We start from the raw sequence: 24,568 nt of genomic DNA on the forward strand, positions 1-24,568 counted from the left end.
GATATGGAAAGCAGGAACATCATTCTAACACAGGATATCATTCAAAAGAAAATTGAACGCATCGCTTACGAAATTTATGAACTCAACAGCGATGGCGGTGAAATCATTCTGGCTGGTATCTGGGACCGGGGCGTGATTGTAGCGCACAAGATAGCCGCTATACTGGAGCAGATTTCTCCCCTGAAAACCCATATCATCGAGTTACGCCTCGATAAACAACGTCCGGGGGAAGTAGTGGTATCCGAAGATCTCGACTTCAATGACAAGGTAATTGTGGTGGTGGATGATGTTGCTAACTCCGGCCGTACGATGCTGTATGCCCTGAAACCTTTCCTGAAATACCTGCCTAAAAAAATCCAGACCGCCGTACTGGTTGACCGCAAACATAAGTCCTTCCCCTTATCTGTCGACTTCGTAGGCTATTCACTGGCTACCACGCTGCAAGACATGGTACTCGTAGAAATGAATGGAGAAGAAATTGTATCTGCTTATTTTGAATAACGCTGGCTAGAAGTACAACGCGTGTAATTTCACCTGGCCTGATGAGTTCAACTCCAGTGTGGGCGCGGGAAATTTGATCATGTTCAGTACCTGGAACAACACTTTTACGCCTTTTTTACGGGTATAAATTTTAGTGAAATCCACATCCGGAGAAAGATAAAACTGTCTTATCCGTTTCAGGTGACTATAGTCCTGGTCTACTCCATGTTGATCTGTCCAGGTATTATCCCTGCCGCCCAGCATGTTATCCGCGCCATATCCCACTGCTATATTCAACCATTTGGGCAAGCGACTTTCCTTGCGGAAGGAGTAAACATTGACTGACAGCCAATAGGTTTGTCCGTTATAATTTTTCAGGGTTCTTTCCCAGAAGCTTTCTCCAAACAGCTGGTCGGTCTTGGCGCGTAATACAGGATCATTGTATAAGTCGGGGTGCGACGAAAACTTCAGCTGGATGCGTTGTTCATTCCACAATAATTCCTGGCTGACCAGCATGCCGGAGCCTATGGCATTGGCGCCCATATCGCCCCAGGAAAACCCCCACTCTGATGAGAACCCGTCCAGTACTTCCACGACCGACTGAAAGGCGAAGCCGGTCAATCCTCCGATCCAGATTTGCTTTTTCCTGGGAAGGCCCGACCATCGCCACATTTCACGACTGTATTTACCAATAAAATAAGCACTGAAGATATGCCCGGCTTTATCCATCTGGTTCCATTCGCCCATATCATTGAAAAAATGGAAGCTGGACCTCGGATAGCCTTTATACCAGGCGGTATTCAGGGCAGCCAGGCTGGCGCCATACAGCGCTGCGGTAGTACCGGTGAGTATCCATACATGTGAAGGGGTGGTGGTATCGGGAATAGAAAAGAAAGACACTTTTTTTTGTGCTTCGCCACATAGGAAATGTAGCAGCAGGATCAGCATCAGTAGGCTTTTTTTCATGCGGGTATATCAACAATAAACCCGGGAATGCAGAAAGGGTGTTTGTTAGATGCGTCCTTTCAACATTCCCGGTGGCTTCCTCTTTAGAGGATAAGGGGTATTATTTCAGTTTCAGATCCTGGATAATACCATTTATCTTCTGGTCCAGTTCAGCAGTTACTTTATCATAATCTGCTGCGTTGGCCAGTGGTGCATTTACACTGAAGTAGAATTTAATTTTTGGTTCCGTACCGGATGGACGGGCAGATATTTTGCTGCCATCGGCCAGTAAAAACTGGAGTACGTTGGATTTGGGCAGGTCAAGTGCCTTTGTTTCCCCGGTTTTAATATCGCGGATCTGTTGCAGCTGGTAATCGTAGAGCGTCACTACCGGAGAGCCATTGATGGTCACCGGTGGATTTTCGCGGTATCCCCGCATCATTTCTGCAATTTCTTCGGCGCCTCTCATGCCTTTCTTGGTAATGGAAATCAACGATTCTTTGTAGTAGCCATAACGAACGTAGATGTCGATCAGCTCTTCAAACAGGGATTTACCCTTGCTACGCGCATAGGCCGCCATTTCACAGATCATGGCCACGGAAGAAATTGCGTCTTTGTCACGGATATTGTTGCCTATCATGTAACCATAAGATTCTTCACCTCCGCAGATAAAGTTTTCCTGTGGCTCTTTCCGGCGGATCAGGTCAGCAATCCATTTAAAGCCGGTCAGTACATTATAGCAATTAATATTGTTTTTAGCGGCAAATACGTCAATCAGGTCGGAGGTTACCACGGTTTTGGCAATGAAGTCATTGGGCTTGGCCAATCCTTTGTTTTTGCGGCCTTCCACGATATAGTTGAACAGCAGCACACCGGTTTGGTTACCGTTTAGCAGTATCCACTCGCCTTTCAGGTCTTTTACGGCAATGCCTACACGATCGGCATCGGGGTCGGTACCCAGGAGGATATCGGCATCGAGTGCTTTGGCTTTTTTCAACCCCAGGCTCATTGCTTCGGATTCTTCCGGGTTAGGGAATACGACCGTAGGGAAGTTACCATCGGGCGTTGCCTGTTCTTCTACAATGGTAACGTTGGTAAAGCCATAACCAGCCAGTACGGCGGGCACCTGGGTAATACCTGTACCATGAATAGGCGTATATACTATTTTAAGGTCGTGTTGTTGTTTGTTGATGTCCGGGTTGATCGACAGGCTGATAAGCTCCTGCTGGTAAGCTTTGTCTATTTCAGCGCCAATCAGGGTAATATTGGCTTCGCCACCGGTCCATTTCACGTCGGCAGGCGACGCTATATTTTCCACTTCGCGGATCACATTACCGTCGTGGGGAGGTACCAGCTGGGCACCGTCATTCCAGTAGGCCTTGTATCCATTGTATTCCTTGGGGTTATGGGAGGCGGTCAGTACCACGCCGGCCTGGCAGTGCAGGTGACGGATGGTGAAAGACAGCTCCGGTGTGGGGCGCAGGCTCTCGAAAAGAAATACCTTAATACCGTTTGCGGCGAATACATTAGCCACCGTTTCAGCAAAAAAGCGGGCATTATTGCGGCTGTCGTGGGCAATAGCTACTTTAATATCGCCGGTAAAGGTTTTTTTAAGGTAGTTGGAGAAGCCCTGGGTAGCCATTCCAATGGTATATTTATTCATCCGGTTGGTGCCCACACCCATAATACCACGAAGTCCGCCGGTACCAAATTCGAGGTTACGGTAAAAGGCGTCAGTGAGTTCATCGGGGTTACCTTCCTGCATCTTCTTAATGGTGGCCACGGTTTCGGCATCGAAGTTACCGTTGAGCCATTGTGATACTTTGTTTTGAATACTTATATCCATGGTATTTTTTTTGAGCCGTAAATGCTAAAACGAAGTGTAAAGTAAAAATAAAAAAATGAATGTGGGAAATTACTGATTCCAAAAAAGCATTGAAAATTGTGGGTAATGGTTAATTTTGCGGCCATGAGGCGGTATGAAGATACTTATAAGCAAAAGGGCTTACGTAAACAACTAGTGGATAGTATCCGTCAGAAAGGTATTACCGACGAAAGTGTTCTGGCGGCTATTGGCGCCATTCCGAGGCATTTTTTCCTGGATACGGCTTTTGAGAGCATTGCATACGATGACCGGGCTTTTCCGATCGGGGAGGGGCAAACCATCTCCCAACCGTATACAGTGGCTTATCAGACCCAGCTGCTGGAGGTAAAACCCTATGAAAAAGTGCTGGAAATCGGTACCGGTAGTGCCTACCAGGCCTGTGTACTGGCGGAACTAAAGGCCAATGTTTTTACTATTGAGCGGCAACGCAAGCTGTTCGACCAGGTAAAGGCATTCCCTTTTAAAGCCCAGTATCCTAATCTCCGGTTTTTCTACGGAGATGGCTATGAAGGATTATCTACCTATGCTCCTTTCGATAAAGTACTGGTGACTGCGGCGGCGCCGCATATCCCTGAGAAACTGCTGCAACAGCTAAAGCCCGGGGGAAAGATGGTCATCCCGGTAGGGGGGCACGAAATACAGCGCATGTTGCGCATTACCAAAATCAGCGATACCGAAAACGAACAGGAACTGTTCGATAACTTCTCTTTCGTGCCTATGCTGGCAGGAAAGAAATAATACTAAAAAGCAAAAGGGGATGGTACACATCCCCTTTTGCTTTTATAACCTGCCAGTACCTTCTTTAGGTTTCTCTTCTTCTTTCTTTTCTTCCTCCTTCTTATCATCATCATCCTGCGGCTTCTTTTTCTTGAACAGGTTGGGATCCATTTTGCCGAACCGGTAGCGCACATTCAGGCGGATAAAGCGGGTAGTCCTTTTGCGGTCGTAGTCCTGTATAAAGGTGGCAGTCTGGTAATGCGAATTGAATTGCTGGGTGTTCAGGATATCTGAAATATTAAGCGCCACTACGAGGGCCCTGGTTTTCAGGAACTCTTTACGAACGCCAAAGTCCATACCATTCATGGCTTTAAAAGTACCCTGGGGCTGGATGCGGGGGGAGCGGAAATGGCCGCTCAGTTCCACACTCACCCTGCCGGGTAAACGAAACTGGGTGTTGCCATTGAGCCCATAACTGAAATTTTCATTGTTGATGGTAACGCTGGTAAGTTTGTTATATTCCACATTAAGGTTGGCCCATACTTTCCACCATTTGGAAAGATTGAGGCTATAGGAAACGTTACCGCCAATGTTTTGCTGCGTAGCCAGGTTCATTGGCCGGGTGGTGGTTATCCCCGAAATGGTGTCCAGGGTGCTGATCCTGTCTATATTATCGTTGGTTTGAGCATAGTAGCTGCTGATGCTCATGTAATTGTTGGTTTTGGGATAATATTCGGAATAACTGACCTCGAATTTATGTGATAAAGCTGGCTGTAGTTCCGGGTTACCCGTACGGATATTCTGCGGATCGGAGTTGTTGACGTACGGTAACAACTGATCGAAGTTAGGCCGGTCTATACGGGTAGAGTAGTTGAATACCAGGCTCTGGTTCTGGTTTTTAGGCAGATTATACTTCAGGAATACGCTGGGAAACAGGTTAAAGAAACGATTATTCACCGTAGTATCCCGGGTAACGGAATATCCTTTGAGATGGGATTGCTCTGCGCGTACGCCCACCTGGTAGCCGAGATTGCCGATAGCATTGGCAAAGTTGAAGTACCCGGCAAAGATATCTTCTTCATAATTATACTGGTTGGATAACACCGGGCTCACCTTGTAATCAGGTATACTCCAATCATACAGGGAGGCAATGTAATTGTTATCGATATGCCGCATGGTGGTTTTTACGCCTGCTTCCAGTTTTCCTTTGGCGCCTATGGGGGAGGTGTAGTCGGATTGCAGGTTCCAGAAACTGTTTTTGTTGCGGGAGGTGTTGTATTGTTTATCCGCGTTGGGCAAGGTATCTATGCCGGTAATATGGTACTGCGTATAATAGTTGCTGCTGCTGTTGCTGCTATTGCCGCTATAGCTGACATAGGCTGTGAGCTCCTGGTTGGGCTTATCGAACGTATGTTTATAGTTGAGATTGGTGTTGTTGTTACCGCTGTTGCTGCGGCTGGTATTATTCCGGTCTCCATAGCGAAGCGTAGCTTTTTTATCATCCATGTAGTTCAGGAGGATATTGTCTTCATTCTGGTTATTATTGCGGTTAATACCTTGTGAGATGGTAAAGGTATTATGGTCGTCGAGGAAATAGTCGAAGCCTAATCGCCCTCCATTATTGCGGTTGGTATTTTCGTTCCGGCTCGATTGGGAGAAGAAGCTGGTATGGCTGCTGTCGGCTACCAGGTTTTGGCGATAGCTGTAGCCGCTGCCATTTACCTGTTCATAGCGACCGTTGTAGTTGCCGAAGAAGTTAAATCGTTTTAAACGCAGGCTGGCATTGAGGCTGCCGCTTCCTTCGCCCCTGGTGGCGCCGCCGGCGTTGATCATTACATTGTAACCAATCGCCTTATCTTTTTTCAGCACGATGTTGATAATACCACCGCTGCCGTTGGCTTCAAACTTTGCCGAAGGGTTGTTGATCACTTCCACCCGGTCGATGCTTTCGGCGGGAATCATTTGCAGCGCTGTTTTAGCATCGCCAAAGGGTGAAGGCTTTCCATCTACATAAATGGTGACACTTTTCCCCCGTAAAGTGATGTTGTCATCTATATCTACATCTACGCTGGGAATATTTTTCAATATGTCGGTACCGGTTCCACCTTCCGCATTGATCATGTTGCCGGCATCAAATACCTGGCGGTCTATCTGCATGGAGAAAGCAGGTTTTTCTGCTTTTATTTCCACGGCGTTCAGCACTTTTCCAGCGGGTTGCAATCTTAGGGTGCCGGCGAATGTATTTTTTCCTTCCGTTACTCTTACAGCTTTTTCGAGCTTTTCATATCCCATGAAGGTGATGCGTAACACATATATGCCCGGGGCGATATTATTCAGGGAGAAGCTGCCGGCAGGGTTCGTATATGCGCCGGTAACCATCGCCGAATCGGCTTGTTTAAGTAATACTACTGATGCGTATTCAACAGGTTTACCGGTAGCGATGTCAGCTATTTTTCCGGTGACTTTTAATGGGGTCGATACTGTCGTTTGTGCGTTCACGTTATACGACGCCACGAACAGCACGACGATGAGAAAGAGATAATTTCGCATGCGTGGATTTAGCAACTTTAATTCTTTGATACAACAACCCCATAAAAGTAATAGGCGTATGTTTAAACATCGACGAAATATGATGAGTGGTAGCTAAAAAAACATGGCCGGCAGCCGCGCTGTTGCGTGGCTAACCGGCCTGTGGTTTGCATTCACCTTCTTAGATATCTTTTAGAAACTCTGCGTAGGATCGCCCATCTGCATATCGTTTCCATTTCCCTGGTCTTTCTTTTTCTTTTTAAAGAGCGACGCATCGAATTTTCCGAAGCGGTAGCTGAAGTTGAGTTTCAGTATACGGGATTCGCGCTTGCGGATATAATCCTGCGCAAACTCCGGAGTGGCCTGGTTTAGCTCGTACTGACGGGTATTGAAGATATCCGACAGGCTCAGCGTAACAGCCGCTGCTTTGTTTTTGAGGAATTCTTTCTTCACGGCTATATCCACTGTACTGAAGCCTTTGATGGTGCCCTGTGCGGTGCTTGGAATCTGGTTGAAGCCACCGCCGCCGCCACCACGGCCACCGCCGCCGGATGCCGGCAATGCAATGGTAGGCGCCTGGTAAGTAGCATTTACCTGTACGGTGAAATTGGCCGGTAACTTTGTTTCTGAATTGATCTTGGCAAACCAGCTAAAGCCGCTGTTGTTATAGTTCTGACCGTTGGCGTTTACCTTCATATCCGTTTGATAGAGGTTTACATTGCTGGTAAGATCCCATCCTTTTACCACCTGGTTTTTCAGCGTAAGTTCTGCGCCATAGGAATTGCTCCTGTTGGCGTTGATAAACTGGGTGAGCAGCGTATCTGCACCAATTGGCGTACTGATAGTGGAAATCATGTTATTGGTATTCCTGAAATACACGCTTCCGAGGAAATTGCTGTTAGCCCAATTCTTAACATAGGAAAACTCAAAGCTATTGGTGTACTCTGGCTTCAGGTTCGGATTTCCTTCGCGCTGGTTCTGCGGATCGCTGTAATCGCGATAAGGAATCAACTGGAAGAAGTTAGGCCTGTTTACCCGGCGGGAGTAGTTGAGTTGCAGTTCCTGGTCATGTTTTAATTTCTCCGACAGGAATAAGCTGGGATACAGTCCCGGTACGGCTTTGGTAGGTTTGTATTTAGCACCTTCATTTTCGCCGGCATATACATATTGTTCCACACGTAAGCCTGCCTGGTAGCCGAAGTTACCAATGGTATTGGCAAAGTTGGCATAGCCGGCGTATATTTCTTCGTTGTATTTGTAGTTGTTGGATAATAGTGGGTTGGGGATAAAATTACCACTGACAGTATCTTTGTCAAACACGTTATACATGCTGGTATAATCACGTACGGTGGCTTTGGCGCCCAGTTCCAGTTTCCCATTTTTCCCGATTGGATTGGAATAATCGGTCTGGAAAGTCATGAAAGTCGTTTTTCCGGAGGTGGTATTATTTTGCAGCATGGCTTGTCCCAGTGGCTGGCCCATGGGATCCTGCGCCTGGGTGAGGTAGTCGCCATTGCGACTATTGGAGCTCCGGTTATAGTTGATATCGGCTGTCCATTCTTTATTGGGTTTAGCATATGTATGCTTGAAACTCAATGCCGTAGTGTAGTTTCGGAAGTTGAAATTATTATTGTTGAGCCGGTCGCTTTTGCTGGTAATCGTATGGTTGCGATCGGAGAAAGTACTGGCGAGGTCTTCCTGGTTTTTAAAATCCCCTGCTACGATGTTTTGAGAAACAGAAATGGTATTCCGGTTATCGAGCATATAGTCGAGTCCGAAGCGCCCAAACTGGAACAGCGGTTTGGTAGTGCTGTTGCTGTTTTGGAGCAGGTAGCTGGTATCTTTAGCAACGCCACTGTGATAGTTGCTGCGATTGGTAGTACCATCGGCCCAGTTGTGATTGGAGTTGATATTGTAGTTGGCAAATACGTTGAATTTACCCTGACGGATGTTGATATTGCCGCCACCATTGAATTTGTTTCCTGTGCCTACACCGGCATTTACAGCACCGTTGAATCCTGCTTTGCGGTTTTTCTTCAGTACGATATTTAGTATTCCTGACATTCCTTCGGCGTCGTATTTGGCAGAAGGATTGGTTATCAGTTCAATGCTTTCAATGGCATCGGCCGGTATCTGGTCCAGGGTGAGGGTAGAAGGTTTACCATCTACAAAAATATTGGGAGAAGCATTACGTACGGTAACGTTACCATCGAGGTCAACGTTTACTGCCGGCACACTTTTTAATACGTCTTGTGCCGTACCGCCTACGCTGCTAAGGTTTCTGTCTACATTAAATACTTTTTTATCAATGCCCATTGTGAAAGCGCTTTTTTGTCCGGTTACTTCCACGCTTTGCAGGGTTTTTACATTGGGCTGCATTTTAAGGTTGCCGAGGTCCTGTTCTATTGCCTGGCCGGTGATGACTACTTTTTTGATCACGCTGGTATAACCCATGAAGTTAACACGTAGTATCATGGGCCCGAAAGGTAGATTTTCGAGGCTGAAATCGCCGTTTGGTTTGGTGAGCATGCCTGTTACGAGGGCAGAATCTCTTTGTTTCAGTAATGTAACAGAAGCATATTCTATGGGCTTTCCTGTTTTAGCGTCCACCAGTTTGCCATAAAGGTGGCCTATCTGTGGCATGTTGGGGCGTCCCTGTTGAGTAGGTCCTTGCTGGGGATTCGTAGCTCTCGGCGTCTGTGCATGGGTATGGACCTGCCATAGTAAAAGCCCGGCAAGTACTGCATAGCATTTTTTCATCCTGTTTATTTTTTATCCCGACTTTTCTTATCAGATAGAACAAAAGTATCGGGGTATAGGTATGAAAGGTCGGAGATTGTGATGAGTGGGATTATTATCCGCAGGAAATCACAAAAACGGGCGCTAAGAGGTCTTAACAGTAGTTAACAAAGCTGGTGTGGCGGCTTAAAGGAGACTGATGCCCAGGGCAATGAGGCCGGTGATAAACCCGGTGAGAGCGCCCAGCCATTTAAATTGCCGGAGGACAGCGGGGAGGAGTCGGTGGACCGTACGCTCCAGCTCTTCTGCGGAAATGGCGGTTATTTTTTCTGTCACCATTTTTTCCAGGTCCAGGTCTTTTTCTGCGTTGTCCAGGTATTGGTTAATTAAAACGGGGAACAAGGTATCCAGTTCAGCTACCAGGTGAGATTTGATCTGGTTAACGATGCTGTCGCCGATGAACATGGAGAGGACAGGCATTGCTTTGGGTAGTCTTTCGCGGAGAAAGGCGTCGAGGTGGGTTTCCACCAGTGGAATAATCTTTTTTATTTTTTCCGGGTCTGTCAGTTTACGCTTAATGTCTTCAAAGGAAAAATTTCCGGCCACCATAGCGCCGATGCCTGCGGCCAATTGCGCCTGTCTTTTAGGGAACACCCCCTGTAGGGTAATGAACCCGATTTTTACGGGTTGATAGGGGCGAAACAGCAGTGTAGTGGCAAGGCTGTTAAGCAACCAACCAATGAGGGCAGCAATAAGTGGGAGGAAAAAGATCATTATGAGTAATTGATTTTCAGGTTATCACAAATGTAGAGAATCAACGGGCAATTCTTGCATAGTTTATAATAAGATTGTTTTAACGATATGCACTCGTATAGACAGCATCATTACCACGGTTATTTTTGCGCTGAAAAATCTTCTTTAAAAAAACAGCAAAAAAATTTCTTTTGTAGAGAAAGATTCTCTTATATTTGCACTCCCAAAAACGAGATAATCGTTTGGACACGGTGGTTGTAGCTCAGTTGGTTAGAGCATCAGATTGTGGTTCTGAGGGTCGAGGGTTCGAAACCCTTCAATCACCCAAGATAAAGTAAGGCTTCAGTAATGAAGCCTTTTTTATTTTTATATCTCTCGCAAAGTAGCTAAGAAGCAAAGTCGCTAAGCAATTTTTACAGAAATAAGTTTGCAAGAAATTTTTTCGATGAAGAAATAAGGGGGTGAAGAGGTCATGCTGAAAACCTCCTTGTTTTTTGTTCCTTACAAGGAACAAAAAAGGCTTCGTATTTTACGAAGCCTTTTTAAAACCTGGGTGATTGAAGGGTTTCGAACCCTCGACCCTCAGAACCACAATCTGATGCTCTAACCAACTGAGCTACAACCACCGTTTTTCCGTTGTTGGGAGTGCAAAGATAAGCGAAAGTATTTTTAAATTCCAAAAACTTTGAACAAAAAAATTTCAAGGCATTATACATGGTAAATGCTTTAAATGTAATTGCCTGTCCGGGATGTTAACCGATCTGGTTGTTTGCAGGCATATATTATGCGTTTCGGAATTATTCACCCGTTTTGCACACTTCCGGAAAAAATGTATCTTTGCGCACTTTCCCATTCCATTCCCATTTTTTTAATTAGTTGATTATCAGCTGAATGTTGTTTGCTTAGCATCAGAGAAGCCCTTGTTTCCGGGTATTTCGATGCGGTTGAGTGTGGATATATTGCCCAGGACGGAATATTTAACAAAATTCCCTTGCTACTGTCAATTAGAGTAATATAAGTGTTTAATTTTTAATTGTATATACATTATGGATCAGCTAAAACTGAAGTTACAGGAGTACTATCAGCGTTACCAGCAAATGGATCAACGGGTGAAGCCTGGAAAGGAGGAGCCTGGTTTTGAGGACGTGCTGGACATGGAAAACGATATTCTTTCACAGTTTGGATTGCCAACGTCCCGTCGATTTGTGCAGATACTGCACGACTTTGTACACCACGGCCATGTGAGCGACCAGCTGTTGGATTTTGTGAGTAAGAAACTGCGTACCGCTGCACGCAAATACCTGTTAGCGCCTGTTATGTCGGACATTGATTTATTGGAAGGAGCCCGCGAACAGAAACGGAGTCCCTACGATGTATTACCGGAGCTGGGCTACCCGGTACATGAATATGCATTGTTCCTGTTGGGGGAACTCTTTTACCGCCGCAACATGGCCGCTACCGATATTGTGGATGAGCTGAAAAAAATGCAGCACTTCGACAGCTGGGGGGATCTGATGTTGTTGAGCAAAATACATAATCATACCACCCATGAACTGTATGCCAAGCTGAAAAAGCATGAGCTGCGTTTCATCGATGAGTTTATACAGTTCACCCGCCGCCAGGAACCATCCCGGCTGGTGAATAAACGTGCTACTCCCCTGGAAGAAGGCTATACGCCCAACTACAAAACCATTACCAAAGTACAGGTGGAAGACATCATCTTCGATGAGCAAACCTCTCCCAGCTTATTTGGTAAAATCAAGAGTGGTCGCGGTTACGCTCGCATCACCATCAGCCTGGAGTTTTCAGAACTGAACCAGATCCTGATGAGTAGCGATGAACTGGGGGTAGAGATCAGCAACCATATCAAAAAACGCCTGGCTAATCCCGCTGCGGAAAAACCAACGGTAATAGATATACGCGCCGAATTCGGAGATGTGTTGAAACTCGACAACTGCTATCTCGAGGTATATAAACCTCAGCACAGGGAAGGCAGCAAATGGGTAGAAGACAAAGACAACTTCTACTTCGTAGATAAAATTCTCTCTAAAAAAGAATTTGAAAAACGTACCAAGGAAGCAGAAGTAAAACGTAAAATACAGGAATGCCTGGAACTGATCGGCGGCTCTTATGTATATTACCAGCGGCTGCGCCGCCTCGGTATCACCGACGAAGAAGCCAAGCTGCGTGCAGGCTTACAGGACGAACTCCTGTTTAAATTGTCTTTCTTCCTGAATAAAGTGAAAGAGTAGCAACAGGCTAAAAATAAAATGATTGAGGCGAATGATGTAAGTCATTCGCCTCAATTCATTTAGGACTACAGCAATCCAATGCCCAGCGTGAGTACACATATGGCCAGTAAAAGAACGCCTGTATATAAAATACCTATCCATTGATTGGGCGCTGTTCTTGCCTTCCCGGCCGCGGCTGCAAAAAATCCGCCGCTGATCAGCAGCGTACTCACGGGTACGCCTATCCGGACCAGCCATATTAACCCTGCACCCAGGGAAGCCTCATCTGCCAGGGGCTGACAAATCAGTGATAGCAGCAATAATACCCCCGCATGCGCATGGCCTGCCCTGAACATGCCCTGCTGAAAGGGGGTAAGTGATAACCGGGACATCTTTCCGCTGATGACCTTTAAAAGAAAATATCCTCCAAATTCAATGGTGGGAACGGTAATCAGGATAAGCCCGCACATCAACCTGGCTGAAGCTGTCATAGTACAAGTATTGGTAGATGATAAATATACCTGCTTGTTTATTGCGGCCTCTTAACAAATGTTAGTTTCTTCCTTACGGGGAATTTTTTATGTTTGAGGAAAAAAAGATGGAAGAACTTACATTGGGCGTAGGCTCCAGGGTGCAGCACGCTCACTTCGGCCCCGGCGTCATTGTGACGGTAAAATATGCACAATACCGCGTTACCTTCATGGACCACGGTATTAAAATGATCGATAAAACCGATCCCCTATTTGAAGTGCTCGTAGCAGAAAATGCAACGCCTGAAGTAGAAACTGCATCGGACGTGGAAACATCGCTGCTCAAAATTCTACGCCTATGGGGCGGCATTACAGAAGTAGTGGCCCTGGGCGACCGCTGGAAAGGTGGTACGCTGATCCTGCAACCTGGCGATGCTGGCCTTAAAGCCAAGGAATTACCGATAGATACCTTCTTCCACAAAATAGTGATGCTGCGCGACCGCCTGCGTGTACTGGAGCAAAATATCAACAGCCATAAAGTGCTGACGGATGAAGAAAAGATAAATATCCAACAGTATATTACCCGTATCTACGGCTCTCTCACTACCTTCAATGTATTGTTCAGAGACAAAGAACATTGGTTTACCGGGGAGAAGACCAACGACTAGTTCGTATCTATGTGGTAAATCTGTTCCAGCTCCCAGCGGTAAGGTCCCAGCATGTGATGTGTGAATATGTTTTTACCGTTGAAAGGAAATTTTTCATCATACCCGTTTACAGGATATAATATTACCGGGGTACCTGCCGGGGTATAACTGTGGCTGTTCACAAAATCGGGCCGCCCATACTCCGGCAAAATTTTCTGCACCCGTTTGGCCGCAAACTTTCCCAATACCCGTTGCAAACGCCGGGAAGACCGTTTGGTAGGGCGGTCGAGGCGTCCGTACATATACCGTAAGGCGCCGCGGATAGGCCATTTTTGTGCTTTGATAGCGCCGCTGATATCCGTAAAGGGATTCACCGTAGTAAAGTCGCGGGTAGTTTGTACAGAAAAAGGCGTTTCCGGTACCCAATCCCGGGCATTCACCACCCTTAACCCCCAGCCATCGCGACTGATGTAATCAAAATCATAGGCATATTCCTGGTTACCTGGCTTAGGAGCGGCGCTGGCGTAGGTTTTAAACACCAGGCCTTTGGGAAGTCCTTCTGCATATTCGAAATAGGAGCGCATCAGGAAACAGATAGCACCGCCCTGGCTATGTCCGAAGATGATATATTCGTGTATGCCTTGCTGATAGTATTCATTGATTTTACGGATCATGTCGGGGCCCATGGCGGCTACCGCCAGCATCCAGCCGGCGTGTACATATGCTTTCGGATTTTGTGCCACTTTGTAGGGAACAATGGTGCTGTCGTTCAGCTTTACCTTTCCCTGGGCGGGAATCATACCTGCATAGAAATTCTCCAGCCAGGAAGTACTGGTACCGTTGGTACCGCGGATAGAAATAATGCCTACGCCATCTTTGCGCAGCCATAAGTCCCAGCGATTTTCCAGCCCCACTACCGGTGAACGGTACACCAGCTTGCAATCGCGGGGCGGTGTGCTGGTCACTTTTGTCCAGGGCGTATCCGCCAAACGGTCTACCAGTTTTAACAGTTCGCTGTATTCCGAAGGATTGAAATTAGGTGACAAGTGCTGTCCAACAGCATTATTTCTCCCGAAAAATAAAATTAGAAAACAGAACAGTGAAATACGGATCCCCATAGATAATTACGAATTACAAAACATGAACAACGTATAAAATACTAATAAAAGTGCGTTGCTTTAAAACAAAATGAAACAATTCAGTTGGCTCTATTGTTCTAAATGCGTTTAACTTCCATGCCTAAATTAATCTAAATATGGGAAAGAGAATTGAGCACGATTTCCTTGGAGAAAAGGAAATACCCCAGGATGTTTACTATGGTATTCAAACATTGCGTGCTATTGAAAACTTTCATATTACCGGTATTCCGTTGATGGAGGAACCGATATTCGTTCAGGCATTGGGTTATGTGAAGAAAGGTGCGGCCATGGCTAACCGGGACCTGGGCGTACTGGATAAAAATATTGCGGAATATATCATTAAGGCATGCGACCGGGTGATAGCCGGGGAGTTCAACAACCAGTTCCTGAGCGACCTGATACAGGGTGGCGCCGGTACTTCGGTAAATATGAATGCCAATGAAGTGATTGCCAATATTGCCCTGGAAATGATGGGCAAAGAAAAAGGGCAGTATGAATTTTGCCATCCCAACAACCATGTAAACTGCTCCCAGTCTACCAACGATGCATATCCCACCGCTTTCCGTATTGCGCTGATCAATAAACTTACTGGTTATAAAGAGATATTGGGTGACCTGGCAGGCGCCTTCCTGGCCAAGGGAGAGGAGTTTAAAGACGTGCTGAAAATGGGGCGCACCCAATTGCAGGATGCCGTACCTATGAGCATGGGAGATGAGTTCAAAGCTTTTGCCACCAATATCAATGAAGAGCTATCACGTATAGAAGACAGCAAACGCCTGATCTCCGAGATCAACATGGGGGCTACGGCTATTGGTACGGGTGTAAATGCGCCCAAAGGATATGCTGTGCTGGTCACCAAATACCTTGCGGAAATAACCGGGCTGGAACTGGTGCTGGCGGGCGACCTGATTGAAGCTACCTATGATGCCGGTGCTTACGTACAGTTGTCGGGCGTGTTGAAACGTACTGCGGTAAAGATTTCCAAGATATGCAATGACCTGCGGTTACTATCTTCCGGGCCACGTACAGGGCTAAACGAAATTAACCTGCCACCTATGCAACCAGGTTCTTCTATTATGCCGGGAAAGGTAAATCCCGTAATTCCCGAAGTAGTGAATCAAACGGCTTTTTATGTCATTGGCGCCGACCTGATGGTGACTATGGCTGCCGAAGCCGGACAGTTGCAGCTCAACGTGATGGAGCCTACGATTTCTTTTGCGTTGTTTACGGCTATCACTTATATGAGCAATGCCTGTAAAACGCTGAAAGACAAATGTGTGGTGGGTATTACGGCGAATGCCGACCGTACGAGGGAAATGGTGATGCAGAGCATTGGCATAGTGACCCAGCTGAATCCTATTATCGGTTATGAGAAATGTTCCGCCATTGCGCGGGAAGCGCTGGAAACAGGTAAATCGGTACATGACCTGGCGGTAAAGGAAAAGCAATGGGTAACACAAGAGAAATGGGATGAAATTTTCACCTTCGATAACCTGATCAGACCTCAGTTTATACAATAAGTAATAGTACCGGCTAACCGGGCAACCGGCTGGCCGGTACTATACTGCAGTGTTACAGGCATTGATAGCGACTGGTATTTATGACTGAATATGGTTATCTTCAGCCATACTTTCTTCATATGATCTGGTTACAATTTGCAATTTTATTGGGGGCTATCCTTATTGGTGCCCGTATGAAGGGCATAGGATTAGGGGTGATGGGTATGGTGGCCCTGGCAATTTATATATTCCTGTTCAGGATGCGTCCTGCAGATCCGCCTATTGATGTAATGCTGATCATATTAGCGGTAGTCAGCACTGCTGCTACCTTGCAGGCTGCCGGGGGAATGGATTACCTGGTAAGGCTGGCAGAGAAGATCCTTCGCAGCAAACCTTCGCTGATTGTGTTACTGGGACCGCTGGTCACCTATGTATTTACCCTGTTCGCCGGCACGGCGCATGTCACGTATTCCCTGCTACCTATTATTGCAGAAGTATCTACCAAAAAACGTATACGCCCCGAAAGAGCGCTGAGTATTTCCGTGATCTCTGCCCACCTGGCTATTACTGCGAGTCCCATTTCGGCGGCTACTGCGGCGCTTTTAACGATCCTTGGTGGCAAGATGGCCCTGCTGGATATCCTGAAAGTATGTATTCCGGCTACGCTGATAGGCACACTGGCTGGAGTAGTAGTATGTTGGAAGAAAGGGAAGGACCTTGATAAAGATCCGTTGTTCCTCGAGAAAATGAAAGACCCGGCTTTTGCAGCAAGTATCAATACAGACGTGGCTACTGCCGAAGCGCCTTTGTTGCCCGGGGCCAAAGTTTCGGTTTTTATTTTTGGATTAGCGGTGTTGACGATTGTGTTGGTGGGCGCATTTCCCGCTATGCTGCCTTCATTTGGGGCGGGTAACAGTAACCTGTCGGTAGATGCGCTGGGACATATTAAAATGTCGGCCGTCATAGAACTGGTGATGCTGGCGGCAGCTGCGGCTATTATGCTGATTTGCCGCACTACGGCAGCGGCGGTAGCTAAGGCCAGCTTGTTCAATTCCGGGGCGCAGGCGGTGGTATCTATTTTCGGCGTGGTGTGGATGAGCGCTACTTTCATGCAAAGCAATGCCGCTACCATAGAGCATGCCCTGGGAGATATGGTGCGTTCGGCGCCCTGGACTTTCGCTATTGCCCTGTTCCTGCTGAGCATCCTGCTTTTCAGCCAGGCGGCTACTACCAAGGCATTGATGCCGCTCGGGGTAACCCTGGGCATTGTACCGCCCTATATGCTGGCTATGTTCCCGGCAGTAAACGGCGACTTTGTATTACCCGGCTATCCTACACTGCTGGCGGCTATTAACTTCGACCGCACCGGCAGCACCCATATAGGTAAATATCTCGTGAATCATAGCTTTATGATACCTGGTGTTGTGAGTGTGGCGGTATCTGTAGCGGCGGGCTTTTTGCTTGCCGGGATATTGTTGTAGTACCATTAAGGTATCTATAAAAAGAGCAAGGGCGAATGATGATCATCATTCGCCCTTGCTCTTTTTATACTACATGAATTTATTAGAATTCCTTTTCCAGACGGCCTACACTACCATCTTCGGTGATACCTTCCGCTACTAAACGGAAACGTTTGGTGAAGTCGTTGTTGTAGAAATGGAAGCGGGCGGTATGCATCGTGGTGTCTATGGCTACATTCGGATTCCAATAAAGCGTGAGGCGCTTATCCGGTAAGGCATGTACCTCTTTCTTCACGGAGTAATCCGGGGAGTAGAACTGTTTTACCACCGTATAGCCAGCTTTCTTATACAGCTTAAATCCTCTGATGCTGGGATCATTTTTAGGGGCATTGTCGCCGCCTTTCTTGGTGTATACTGCGATAGCGCCGTTAGCGCCGCCAAAGCCGCCCATAAATGGAGGACGGAATACTTTTACCAGGGCGATATCCTGCATGGAGAGGGTGCTCAACATGCTCACATCTGTTTGCATTTCATTCAGGTATAAACCTGGTTTGCCACCGCGCCAGGAAAGAGAGGGGTTGTTGAGATCACCGGTGATCTGTAACCCTGCTACTTTTGACTGGAGATATTGAAAAACGTTGAGTGAAATCGGTGTTTCCTTGGTGAGGTCGAAGGAGTAACCATCGCCGCCGGAGAACATGCCGGAAGTATAACGTTTTTCGGTGGTTTCCTCTGGTTTCACCTTTTTGGCATTTACGTTTACTTCCTGCAGGTATACCGTTTTATTGTTGATAGAGCGCATTACTTTATTGCCTTCAGATGCCGTTACCAGGAACTGCTTCAGTGCGTTGGGATCTACTGTTGGCGGTACCCGCAGCGGATAAGGTATTTTAATTTGTGTAGGGCGTTCGAAGAAGTGGTTATCGAACTTCACATTTACATCCACTCCTTTTTTCACGAGGTCGTTGCCCTGGTAAAAGATATAAGCGGTATCCGGGAATACCATGTTGGCCACTTCAAATTGCCCTTTGTCATTGATAGGCGCAGAAGCAAACATGGAGGAGCTGTCTATCGGCAGGCGGATGATCATATCCAGTTTGCCGGTAGGCATGGGCCGGCCATTGAGCATGGTGGCTATTCCCTTCATGCTGAGTCCCTGTTCGTAGGGGAACCTGATGTCGGGGAACTGGTTATTGACAATTTTTTCCCAGCTGAAGCGCGACCAACCGTTGGTCATCATCACGAGGTCCAGTCCTTTCAGGGTGGAGTCGGCGGTATTGCGTAAATACCAGGATGGGTTATAAATATATCCTTTCAGATCGGAGGTCAGTAAGAAGGTGGATACAATGTTGTTGGAATTTTTATCTACGGGTACGGCATCGGCATCTGTTACAGACACGGAAATGTTGGATTGTATGCTATCCGGTAATCTCAGCTCGATAGTATTCAGCGACCTAGGTTCTTTATGGGTGTCGGCATCGAGTATGTCCATTTCCAGCAGGTCGTTTTTACGTACAAAGGCCAGTCGCTCAGAGAGTGGCAGCCCTGTTTTGGCAAAGAGGGTGATGTGGAGGATACCGGTAGGGATGTGATCTGCCGGGATAAAACCACTGATGCGGCCTTCGCCTACATTGAGGCTGGCTTTATACACCAGCTGGGAGCCCATTTGCGCCAGGATGATAAGGTCGTTGAGCGAGGTATCGGCTACATTACCGGGAATGGCCTGGTAGAAGATGCGGTTACCTTTGTTGAATACTTTCAGGGAGGCGCCGGTGGTTACCGCTGCCGGGAGGGCAATGGTTTTAGTGCCTTTGGCGCTTTTTACTACCGCCTGGAAGGCATCCTGGGCATCGGCGGGAGTAATTTCGAAGCTACCCATTCCATCATGCAGGGTTTTAATGGCTGCGCTGCTGGTGTTTTTACTATTTTTTACCGTACCGGATACTTCTATCGGGTAGCCGTTGTTGTCGATGGCTTTAAAAGCGACTACGTTAAGCTGGCCGGCGATCAGGTTTCCTCCTTCGGGGAAGAACTGTACGGAAAAGTCGGGCGCTGTGGCGGCGGCAGTATCTGCCGGCACTTTACTTTTGCCGGAGGCGTCAAATATTTCAATATTCCTGCTGTAGCTGAAGGCGGGGTCGAAGTTGAGCATCCAGGCGGTATAAGCGCGGAGCTGGTATACGCCGGGTTTCTGCGTTTCCGGCAGTTCGAAGAAGCCGGGAGAGCCACCATTGCCTACGGCGAACAATTTTTTCTGGACAATCGTATTGTTTTTATCAAGCAGCTCTACATACAGGTTGGTGGCGGTGGTAGCCGGTGCGCCTTGTAGTGTGAGGTATCCTTTGAACCAGATGGTTTCCCCGGCGGCATAATAGTCTTTGTCGAGGTGCAGGTATACCTTTTCCGCAGGATAGCGGGAGCCAAATGTATGTAAAGCTTTTATGATGCGGTCGGACCAGTCATCATTCGATGGTAGGATAGCCAGTGCACTCATTACGCCGGTTAACAGAACGGCTGGGATCATCCATTTCAGGTGATGTCGCTTTTTCTTCAGGTGCGGTTGCATGCAATATAGTTTGAGCCAGTATAATATATGTAAAAATATAAACTTCGGAAGATTAATCGATAAGATTACGGCAGGTTTGTTATTATTGCGTGTTCAAGCCTTGGTTTTAACAAGATTTTAATGAATTCAGAAAGAAAACGTTTAGTGGTGACTGGTGGCGGGGCTGCCGGCTTTTTTTGTGCCGTGAATGCGGCGCGGCTTTGTCCGCAGCTGGAGGTGATATTGCTGGAAAAAACCGGTAAGCTGTTGTCTAAAGTAAAAGTGAGTGGAGGAGGGCGTTGCAATGTAACGCACAATGCCCCGGATATTACGTATATGGCTAAACGCTATCCGAGGGGACAACATTTCGTAAAGAAGGCTTTCTCCCGGTTTTTTGTACCTGATACGGTGGCCTGGTTTGCAGAAAGAGGGGTGAGGCTGAAGGCGGAAGAGGATGGCCGTATGTTCCCGGTAACGGATAGCTCCCAAACCATTATCGATTGCCTGTTGAAGGAAGCCGATAAGTATCACGTGAGCATACGCACCAACACAGAAGTAACAGGTTTTGCGAAAACGGCACAGGGGCGTTGGGAATTGCAGCTGCAGGCGGGTACTACGCTGAAAGCGGATTACCTGTGCATTGCTGCCGGCGGGTATGCCCAGGCAGGCAAGTTTGCCTGGCTGGAGGCCTGCGGACATAGCATCGTGCCTCCGGCGCCTTCCCTGTTTACTTTTAATATGCCGGGGAATCCGATTACCAGTCTGATGGGCGTGGCCACTACAGCACAGGTAAAAGTGGCCGGTACCAAACTACTGGAACTGGGCCCGGTGCTGATCACCCACTGGGGCATGAGCGGCCCGGCAGTCTTGCGCTTGTCGGCCTGGGGCGCCCGGGAGCTGCAACAAGTGCAATATACCTTTACTGCGGTAGTGAACTGGTTACCGGACTACAACGAAAATACGCTGCGCGACTACTGGCAACAGGCACGTATCGACGCGGGTAAGCAGAAAATATATAATAAAAATCCTTTTGGATTACCCCAGCGACTGTGGCAGTTCCTGTTACAGCAGGTAGGTATTGGAGAAGACACACGCTGGGCGGATCTTCCGGCCAAAGACCAGAACCGGCTCATAAAGCTGCTGGTGAGTATGGAGTTCCCTGTGAAAGGTAAAACGACTTTTAAAGAGGAGTTTGTGACCTGTGGCGGTGTAACACTCAGTGAAATAGACCCTGCTACCATGGAAAGCCGTATGGTGCCTGGTTTATATTTCGCCGGGGAGGTAATGGATGTCGACGGGATCACAGGCGGCTTTAATTTCCAGCATGCCTGGACCAGTGGTTTTGTAGCGGCAGGAGCTATTGCTCAACAGTGTTGAGCTTATTTGTAAAAAGGAAAGGAACGATAGTGCTATCGTTCCTTTCCTTTTTTATAGTTATAATTTGAGATAATGTACTCCCGGCGTGTATTCCTTTTCCAGTGCCAGCAACAGGCTTTCAAAGTCTTTCGGTTGCCGCAGGAAATCCACTTTCGTGGTATCTATCACGAGGGTACGTACCGGGTGTTGCTTAATGTATTGCATATAGGTGTCGTGTACGTTCAGCAGGTATTCGTCTGGGATATGCTGTTCGTAGGACCGGTTACGGTGTTTAATGTTTTCCTGTAGTTTAGCTATCGGCGCATTCAGGAAGATAAGCAGTTCGGGTTGTACCAGCTGCGGATTGATGATATCGAATAATTTCTGGTACAGGGAATATTCTTCTTCCGGCAGGTTAATTTTTGCAAACAGCAGGCTTTTGATAAAGAGGTAATCAGAAATGATGACATCGCTGAAGAGGTCTTTCGACTGCAGCATTTCCTTCAGTTGTTTATAGCGTTCGGCCATGAAAAACAGTTCCAGCGGAAAGGCGTATTGCTGTGGGCGGTCATAAAAAAGCGGTAAAAAAGGGTTGTCGGCAAATTCTTCCAGGATGAGTTTAGCAGAGAAATGAGCAGACAACATATTCGCCAGGGTGGTTTTCCCGGCGCCTATATTTCCTTCTACCGTAATAAATTTATAGTGCATGAATGTTTATTTAGTATGTAAGCATCGCTGTGGGTAGCTATTTAAGGTTGATAGCGGCTGGCCGGCAGGGTGTCGGTGCAGCTGGCCGCCAGTTCGCGCACTGTTTGATGTAATACCGGGTGAACATAGTCAGGTACTATTTCCGATAGTGGTACCAATACAAATTGCCGGAGCTGCATCCGGGGGTGCGGTACTTTCAGTTCCGGTAGTGATATCACGCTGTCATTGAAAAAGATAAGATCTATATCGATCACGCGCGACCCCCATTTCTGCTGGCGGATGCGTCCTATTTTCCGTTCAATTTCCAATAGTGTATGCAATAGCGTTAGTGCATCCATGTTGGTGCGGATTTCCACCCCCTGGTTCAGGTAATCGGGTTGATCCACGGCTCCCCAGGGAGCGGTCTGGTATAAGGCGGAGGTTTGTACTACCTCTCCGGCAGTTTCCTGGATAAGTTGTACCGCCTGTTGGAGGTTCCCGGTACGATCTCCCAAATTGCCACCTATAAGTAATATTGCTGTATTCATGTATATTTCGAACCTCAAAAGTAGCCATATTCCTTATTTTTGAGAAAATGTATCTTGTTATCTCAATTTCATCTTAACAAAAACGTATGCGTTTCTTTAAAGTTTTCCTCGCTTCCCTGCTTGCCTTTATTGTTTTCACGATTATTTGCTTCATCGTATTAACGGTAATAATAGGTAGGGCGCTTACCACAGAAAAGGTAAATATTTCCCCCAATGGCGTGCTGGTACTCGAAACCGGTCAGGCCTATAAAGAACAAAAATTAGTTAACCCGATCGGCGCATTGTTAAGGGATGAGCCGGGCGAGGTGCCGGGATTGTATCAAACAGTACGACTGATCAGCCATGCGGCTACTGACGACAATATCAAGGGCATTTACCTGAAAGTAAATGGTAATCCCAATGGATTTGCCAGCACTGAAGAGTTGCGCGATGCATTGCTTCGTTTCCGCAAGTCCGGCAAATTTGTGGTGGCTTACGGCGAAGTGATGGAGCAGAGCGCTTACTACCTGGCTACTGCAGCGGATAAGGTATACCTGAACCCTAAGGGAGCGGTAGATTTTACCGGTTTTTCCAGCCAGCTGACGTTCTTAAAAGGAACGCTTGAAAAGCTGGAGATCAAGCCAGAGATCTTTTATTGCGGAAAGTTTAAAAGTGCGACAGAGCCTTTACGCGAAACCCAGATGACAGAGGCTAACCGGGTGCAGACCACCCAGTTCCTGGGCGAGTTATACAGCAATTTCCTTACAGGTGTAGGTAAAGCGCGTCAGATAGATACTGCCACCTTGCATGGTTATGCCGATGAAAACCTGATCCAGGAGCCTGCTGATGCGCTGAAATACAAGCTGGTAGATGGATTGAAATATGATGACGAAATAGTGGCTGAGCTGCAGGGCAAAACGAGTATCAAGTCAGATGAGAAGGTAAACCTGGTAAGCCTGGGTAAATACAATAACAGCACCACGTTGAGCGATGGCAGCGGTGACAATAAGATTGCGCTTATCTATGCACAGGGCGATATTGTTGGAGGAGAATCGGAGCGCGATAATACCATTGCCAGTGAAAACTATATCCGGGAAATCCGTAAGGCCAGGCAGGATAAAGAGGTGAAGGCGATCCTGTTTCGTGTTAATTCCGGCGGCGGTAGCGCGCTGGCATCCGAAGTGATCTGGCGGGAATTGTCGCTGGCCAAAAAAGTGAAGCCAGTAGTGGTTTCTATGGGTGATTATGCAGCTTCCGGCGGGTATTATATTTCCTGTATGGCCGACAGCATCTTTGCGGAGCCCAATACGTTGACCGGCTCTATCGGTGTATTTGGCGTGATGTTTAATATGCAGGACTTCTTTAAAAACAAACTGGGTGTTACTTTCGATGGCGTAAAAACTGCTCAGTATGCAGACCTGGGTTCTGTAGGCCGTCCGTTGACAGAAGGAGAAAAACGTTTTATACAGAATGGGGTAGACAGTACCTATGCTTCTTTCAAATCCCGTGTAGTTGCCGGTAGAAAACTGGATGCCGCTATCGTGGACAGCATCGCGCAGGGACGCGTATGGAGCGGCGTAGAAGCTCAGAAGCTGGGACTGGTAGACCGTATTGGTGGTATAACCGAAGCCCTGGCCTGTGCTGCCCGCCTGGCTAAATTATCTGAATACCGTTTACGCGAGTATCCGGAGGTAAAGGACCCGGTGTCGAAGCTGATGAAAACAGTGGGCGCGGATGTAAGTACGCATATGGTAAAGAAAGAGCTGGGTGTTAACTATGAGTTATACCAGCAGATCAAGGAAGTGCAGGCTATGCACGGGGATATCCAGGCAAGAATGCCGTTTAAATACAGTTTTTAGGAGCTTTTGAGCAGAAAGCAGAAAGCAAAAAGCTATTGAGGAGACTGATCAACGCGGTTTTTACCCGCTAAAATCAGTCTCCTCAATAGCTTTTTACGTT

General features: G+C 47.2%; 19 protein-coding genes and 2 tRNA genes. 9 read left to right on the top strand and 12 right to left on the bottom strand.

All coding sequences use genetic code 11. The features are described from left to right. Nucleotides 1-3 precede the first annotated feature (3 nt). Nucleotides 4-501 carry a phosphoribosyltransferase family protein gene (locus HGH91_RS17825; protein ID WP_168740160.1) on the top strand — a complete coding sequence of 166 codons (498 nt, stop codon included), beginning with the start codon at nt 4-6 and terminating at the stop codon, nt 499-501. A 6-nt stretch (nt 502-507) separates the two neighbouring features. On the opposite strand, the gene HGH91_RS17830 is transcribed toward HGH91_RS17825, so the two are convergent. Both HGH91_RS17830 and HGH91_RS17835 read right to left on the bottom strand, forming a co-directional pair. Beyond that, nucleotides 508-1,446 (bottom strand): DUF2279 domain-containing protein, encoded by a 939-nt coding sequence (locus HGH91_RS17830; RefSeq protein WP_168740161.1) that lies wholly within the window; start codon nt 1,444-1,446, stop codon nt 508-510. A 100-nt stretch (nt 1,447-1,546) separates the two neighbouring features. After that, on the bottom strand, nt 1,547-3,271 hold the full coding sequence (locus HGH91_RS17835; RefSeq protein ID WP_168740162.1) for a phospho-sugar mutase: 1,725 nt from the start codon (nt 3,269-3,271) through the stop codon (nt 1,547-1,549). Nucleotides 3,272-3,394: 123 nt separating this feature from the next. Here HGH91_RS17835 and HGH91_RS17840 point away from each other — a divergent pair, with 123 nt between their 5' ends. After that, nucleotides 3,395-4,048 (top strand): protein-L-isoaspartate(D-aspartate) O-methyltransferase, encoded by a 654-nt coding sequence (locus HGH91_RS17840; protein WP_168740163.1) that lies wholly within the window; start codon nt 3,395-3,397, stop codon nt 4,046-4,048. Between the two features lie 42 nt (nt 4,049-4,090). Here the strand turns inward: HGH91_RS17840 and HGH91_RS17845 are convergent, their stop codons facing one another. From HGH91_RS17845 to HGH91_RS17855, 3 genes are all read right to left on the bottom strand, one after another. After that, nucleotides 4,091-6,577 (bottom strand): outer membrane beta-barrel family protein, encoded by a 2,487-nt coding sequence (locus tag HGH91_RS17845; protein WP_168740164.1) that lies wholly within the window; start codon nt 6,575-6,577, stop codon nt 4,091-4,093. Nucleotides 6,578-6,748: 171 nt separating this feature from the next. After that, complete coding sequence (locus tag HGH91_RS17850) at nt 6,749-9,316, bottom strand: outer membrane beta-barrel family protein (RefSeq protein ID WP_168740165.1); 2,568 nt, start codon at nt 9,314-9,316, stop codon at nt 6,749-6,751. A gap of 165 nt (nt 9,317-9,481) precedes the next feature. Continuing rightward, the gene (locus HGH91_RS17855) at nt 9,482-10,069 is read right to left on the bottom strand and encodes a DUF445 domain-containing protein (RefSeq protein WP_168740166.1); all 588 of its coding nucleotides are present in this window, start codon (nt 10,067-10,069) and stop codon (nt 9,482-9,484) included. 230 nt (nt 10,070-10,299) lie between these two features. On the opposite strand from HGH91_RS17855, the gene HGH91_RS17860 reads away from it, so the two are divergent. Beyond that, a tRNA-His gene (locus tag HGH91_RS17860) sits at nt 10,300-10,373 on the top strand. Nucleotides 10,374-10,600: 227 nt separating this feature from the next. On the opposite strand, the gene HGH91_RS17865 is transcribed toward HGH91_RS17860, so the two are convergent. Next, nucleotides 10,601-10,674 (bottom strand) — tRNA-His (locus HGH91_RS17865). A 420-nt stretch (nt 10,675-11,094) separates the two neighbouring features. Here HGH91_RS17865 and HGH91_RS17870 point away from each other — a divergent pair. Further along, entirely contained in the window at nt 11,095-12,300 is a 1,206-nt protein-coding gene (locus tag HGH91_RS17870; RefSeq protein WP_168740167.1) for a hypothetical protein, read from the top strand. 65 nt (nt 12,301-12,365) lie between these two features. Here HGH91_RS17870 and HGH91_RS17875 read toward each other — a convergent pair whose 3' ends face one another. Beyond that, nucleotides 12,366-12,770, bottom strand: a complete 405-nt coding sequence (locus HGH91_RS17875) for a hypothetical protein (protein WP_168740168.1) — start codon at nt 12,768-12,770, stop codon at nt 12,366-12,368. Between the two features lie 107 nt (nt 12,771-12,877). On the opposite strand from HGH91_RS17875, the gene HGH91_RS17880 reads away from it, so the two are divergent. Then, on the top strand, nt 12,878-13,417 hold the full coding sequence (locus HGH91_RS17880) for a hypothetical protein (RefSeq protein ID WP_168740169.1): 540 nt from the start codon (nt 12,878-12,880) through the stop codon (nt 13,415-13,417). On the opposite strand, the gene HGH91_RS17885 is transcribed toward HGH91_RS17880, so the two are convergent. Continuing rightward, the gene (locus HGH91_RS17885) at nt 13,414-14,442 is read right to left on the bottom strand and encodes a lipase family protein (RefSeq protein WP_168740170.1); all 1,029 of its coding nucleotides are present in this window, start codon (nt 14,440-14,442) and stop codon (nt 13,414-13,416) included. The two genes, HGH91_RS17880 and HGH91_RS17885, sit on opposite strands and share 4 nt — an antisense overlap. Before the next feature lie 209 nt (nt 14,443-14,651). On the opposite strand from HGH91_RS17885, the gene aspA reads away from it, so the two are divergent. Then, a complete protein-coding gene (gene aspA, locus HGH91_RS17890) occupies nt 14,652-16,055 on the top strand; it encodes an aspartate ammonia-lyase (RefSeq protein ID WP_168740171.1) in 1,404 nt (467 codons plus the stop codon). Here aspA and HGH91_RS31405 read toward each other — a convergent pair. Further along, nucleotides 16,040-16,174 (bottom strand): hypothetical protein, encoded by a 135-nt coding sequence (locus HGH91_RS31405; protein WP_262888327.1) that lies wholly within the window; start codon nt 16,172-16,174, stop codon nt 16,040-16,042. The genes aspA and HGH91_RS31405 overlap by 16 nt on opposite strands. On the opposite strand from HGH91_RS31405, the gene HGH91_RS17895 reads away from it, so the two are divergent. Continuing rightward, a complete protein-coding gene (locus tag HGH91_RS17895; protein ID WP_168740172.1) occupies nt 16,175-17,515 on the top strand; it encodes an anaerobic C4-dicarboxylate transporter family protein in 1,341 nt (446 codons plus the stop codon). Nucleotides 17,516-17,597: 82 nt separating this feature from the next. Here the strand turns inward: HGH91_RS17895 and HGH91_RS17900 are convergent, their stop codons facing one another. Beyond that, a complete protein-coding gene (locus tag HGH91_RS17900) occupies nt 17,598-20,060 on the bottom strand; it encodes an MG2 domain-containing protein (protein WP_168740173.1) in 2,463 nt (820 codons plus the stop codon). A gap of 120 nt (nt 20,061-20,180) precedes the next feature. Here HGH91_RS17900 and HGH91_RS17905 point away from each other — a divergent pair, with 120 nt between their 5' ends. Next, complete coding sequence (locus HGH91_RS17905; RefSeq protein WP_168740174.1) at nt 20,181-21,416, top strand: NAD(P)/FAD-dependent oxidoreductase; 1,236 nt, start codon at nt 20,181-20,183, stop codon at nt 21,414-21,416. A gap of 57 nt (nt 21,417-21,473) precedes the next feature. Here the strand turns inward: HGH91_RS17905 and HGH91_RS17910 are convergent, their stop codons facing one another. Beyond that, the gene (locus HGH91_RS17910) at nt 21,474-22,103 is read right to left on the bottom strand and encodes a deoxynucleoside kinase (RefSeq protein ID WP_168740175.1); all 630 of its coding nucleotides are present in this window, start codon (nt 22,101-22,103) and stop codon (nt 21,474-21,476) included. Between the two features lie 41 nt (nt 22,104-22,144). Continuing rightward, nucleotides 22,145-22,630, bottom strand: a complete 486-nt coding sequence (gene folK, locus HGH91_RS17915) for a 2-amino-4-hydroxy-6-hydroxymethyldihydropteridine diphosphokinase (protein WP_168740176.1) — start codon at nt 22,628-22,630, stop codon at nt 22,145-22,147. Between the two features lie 86 nt (nt 22,631-22,716). Here folK and sppA point away from each other — a divergent pair, with 86 nt between their 5' ends. After that, nucleotides 22,717-24,468 (top strand): signal peptide peptidase SppA, encoded by a 1,752-nt coding sequence (sppA, locus tag HGH91_RS17920; protein WP_168740177.1) that lies wholly within the window; start codon nt 22,717-22,719, stop codon nt 24,466-24,468. Nucleotides 24,469-24,568: the final 100 nt, after the last annotated feature.

The organism is Chitinophaga eiseniae (assembly GCF_012641265.1).
GTDB classification, from domain to species: Bacteria; Bacteroidota; Bacteroidia; order Chitinophagales; family Chitinophagaceae; genus Chitinophaga; species Chitinophaga eiseniae_A.

Excerpts from the sequence above, each read along its gene's own strand:
- HGH91_RS17825 (WP_168740160.1), top strand. The coding sequence starts at position 4 with ATGGAAAGCAGGAACATCATTCTAACACAGGATATCATTCAAAAGAAA.
- HGH91_RS17830 (WP_168740161.1), bottom strand. The coding sequence starts at position 1,446 with ATGAAAAAAAGCCTACTGATGCTGATCCTGCTGCTACATTTCCTATGT.
- HGH91_RS17835 (WP_168740162.1), bottom strand. The coding sequence starts at position 3,271 with ATGGATATAAGTATTCAAAACAAAGTATCACAATGGCTCAACGGTAAC.
- HGH91_RS17840 (WP_168740163.1), top strand. The coding sequence starts at position 3,395 with ATGAGGCGGTATGAAGATACTTATAAGCAAAAGGGCTTACGTAAACAA.
- HGH91_RS17845 (WP_168740164.1), bottom strand. The coding sequence starts at position 6,577 with ATGCGAAATTATCTCTTTCTCATCGTCGTGCTGTTCGTGGCGTCGTAT.
- HGH91_RS17850 (WP_168740165.1), bottom strand. The coding sequence starts at position 9,316 with ATGAAAAAATGCTATGCAGTACTTGCCGGGCTTTTACTATGGCAGGTC.
- HGH91_RS17855 (WP_168740166.1), bottom strand. The coding sequence starts at position 10,069 with ATGATCTTTTTCCTCCCACTTATTGCTGCCCTCATTGGTTGGTTGCTT.
- HGH91_RS17870 (WP_168740167.1), top strand. The coding sequence starts at position 11,095 with ATGGATCAGCTAAAACTGAAGTTACAGGAGTACTATCAGCGTTACCAG.
- HGH91_RS17875 (WP_168740168.1), bottom strand. The coding sequence starts at position 12,770 with ATGACAGCTTCAGCCAGGTTGATGTGCGGGCTTATCCTGATTACCGTT.
- HGH91_RS17880 (WP_168740169.1), top strand. The coding sequence starts at position 12,878 with ATGGAAGAACTTACATTGGGCGTAGGCTCCAGGGTGCAGCACGCTCAC.
- aspA (WP_168740171.1), top strand. The coding sequence starts at position 14,652 with ATGGGAAAGAGAATTGAGCACGATTTCCTTGGAGAAAAGGAAATACCC.
- HGH91_RS31405 (WP_262888327.1), bottom strand. The coding sequence starts at position 16,174 with ATGAAGAAAGTATGGCTGAAGATAACCATATTCAGTCATAAATACCAG.
- HGH91_RS17895 (WP_168740172.1), top strand. The coding sequence starts at position 16,175 with ATGATCTGGTTACAATTTGCAATTTTATTGGGGGCTATCCTTATTGGT.
- HGH91_RS17900 (WP_168740173.1), bottom strand. The coding sequence starts at position 20,060 with ATGCAACCGCACCTGAAGAAAAAGCGACATCACCTGAAATGGATGATC.
- HGH91_RS17905 (WP_168740174.1), top strand. The coding sequence starts at position 20,181 with ATGAATTCAGAAAGAAAACGTTTAGTGGTGACTGGTGGCGGGGCTGCC.
- HGH91_RS17910 (WP_168740175.1), bottom strand. The coding sequence starts at position 22,103 with ATGCACTATAAATTTATTACGGTAGAAGGAAATATAGGCGCCGGGAAA.
- folK (WP_168740176.1), bottom strand. The coding sequence starts at position 22,630 with ATGAATACAGCAATATTACTTATAGGTGGCAATTTGGGAGATCGTACC.
- sppA (WP_168740177.1), top strand. The coding sequence starts at position 22,717 with ATGCGTTTCTTTAAAGTTTTCCTCGCTTCCCTGCTTGCCTTTATTGTT.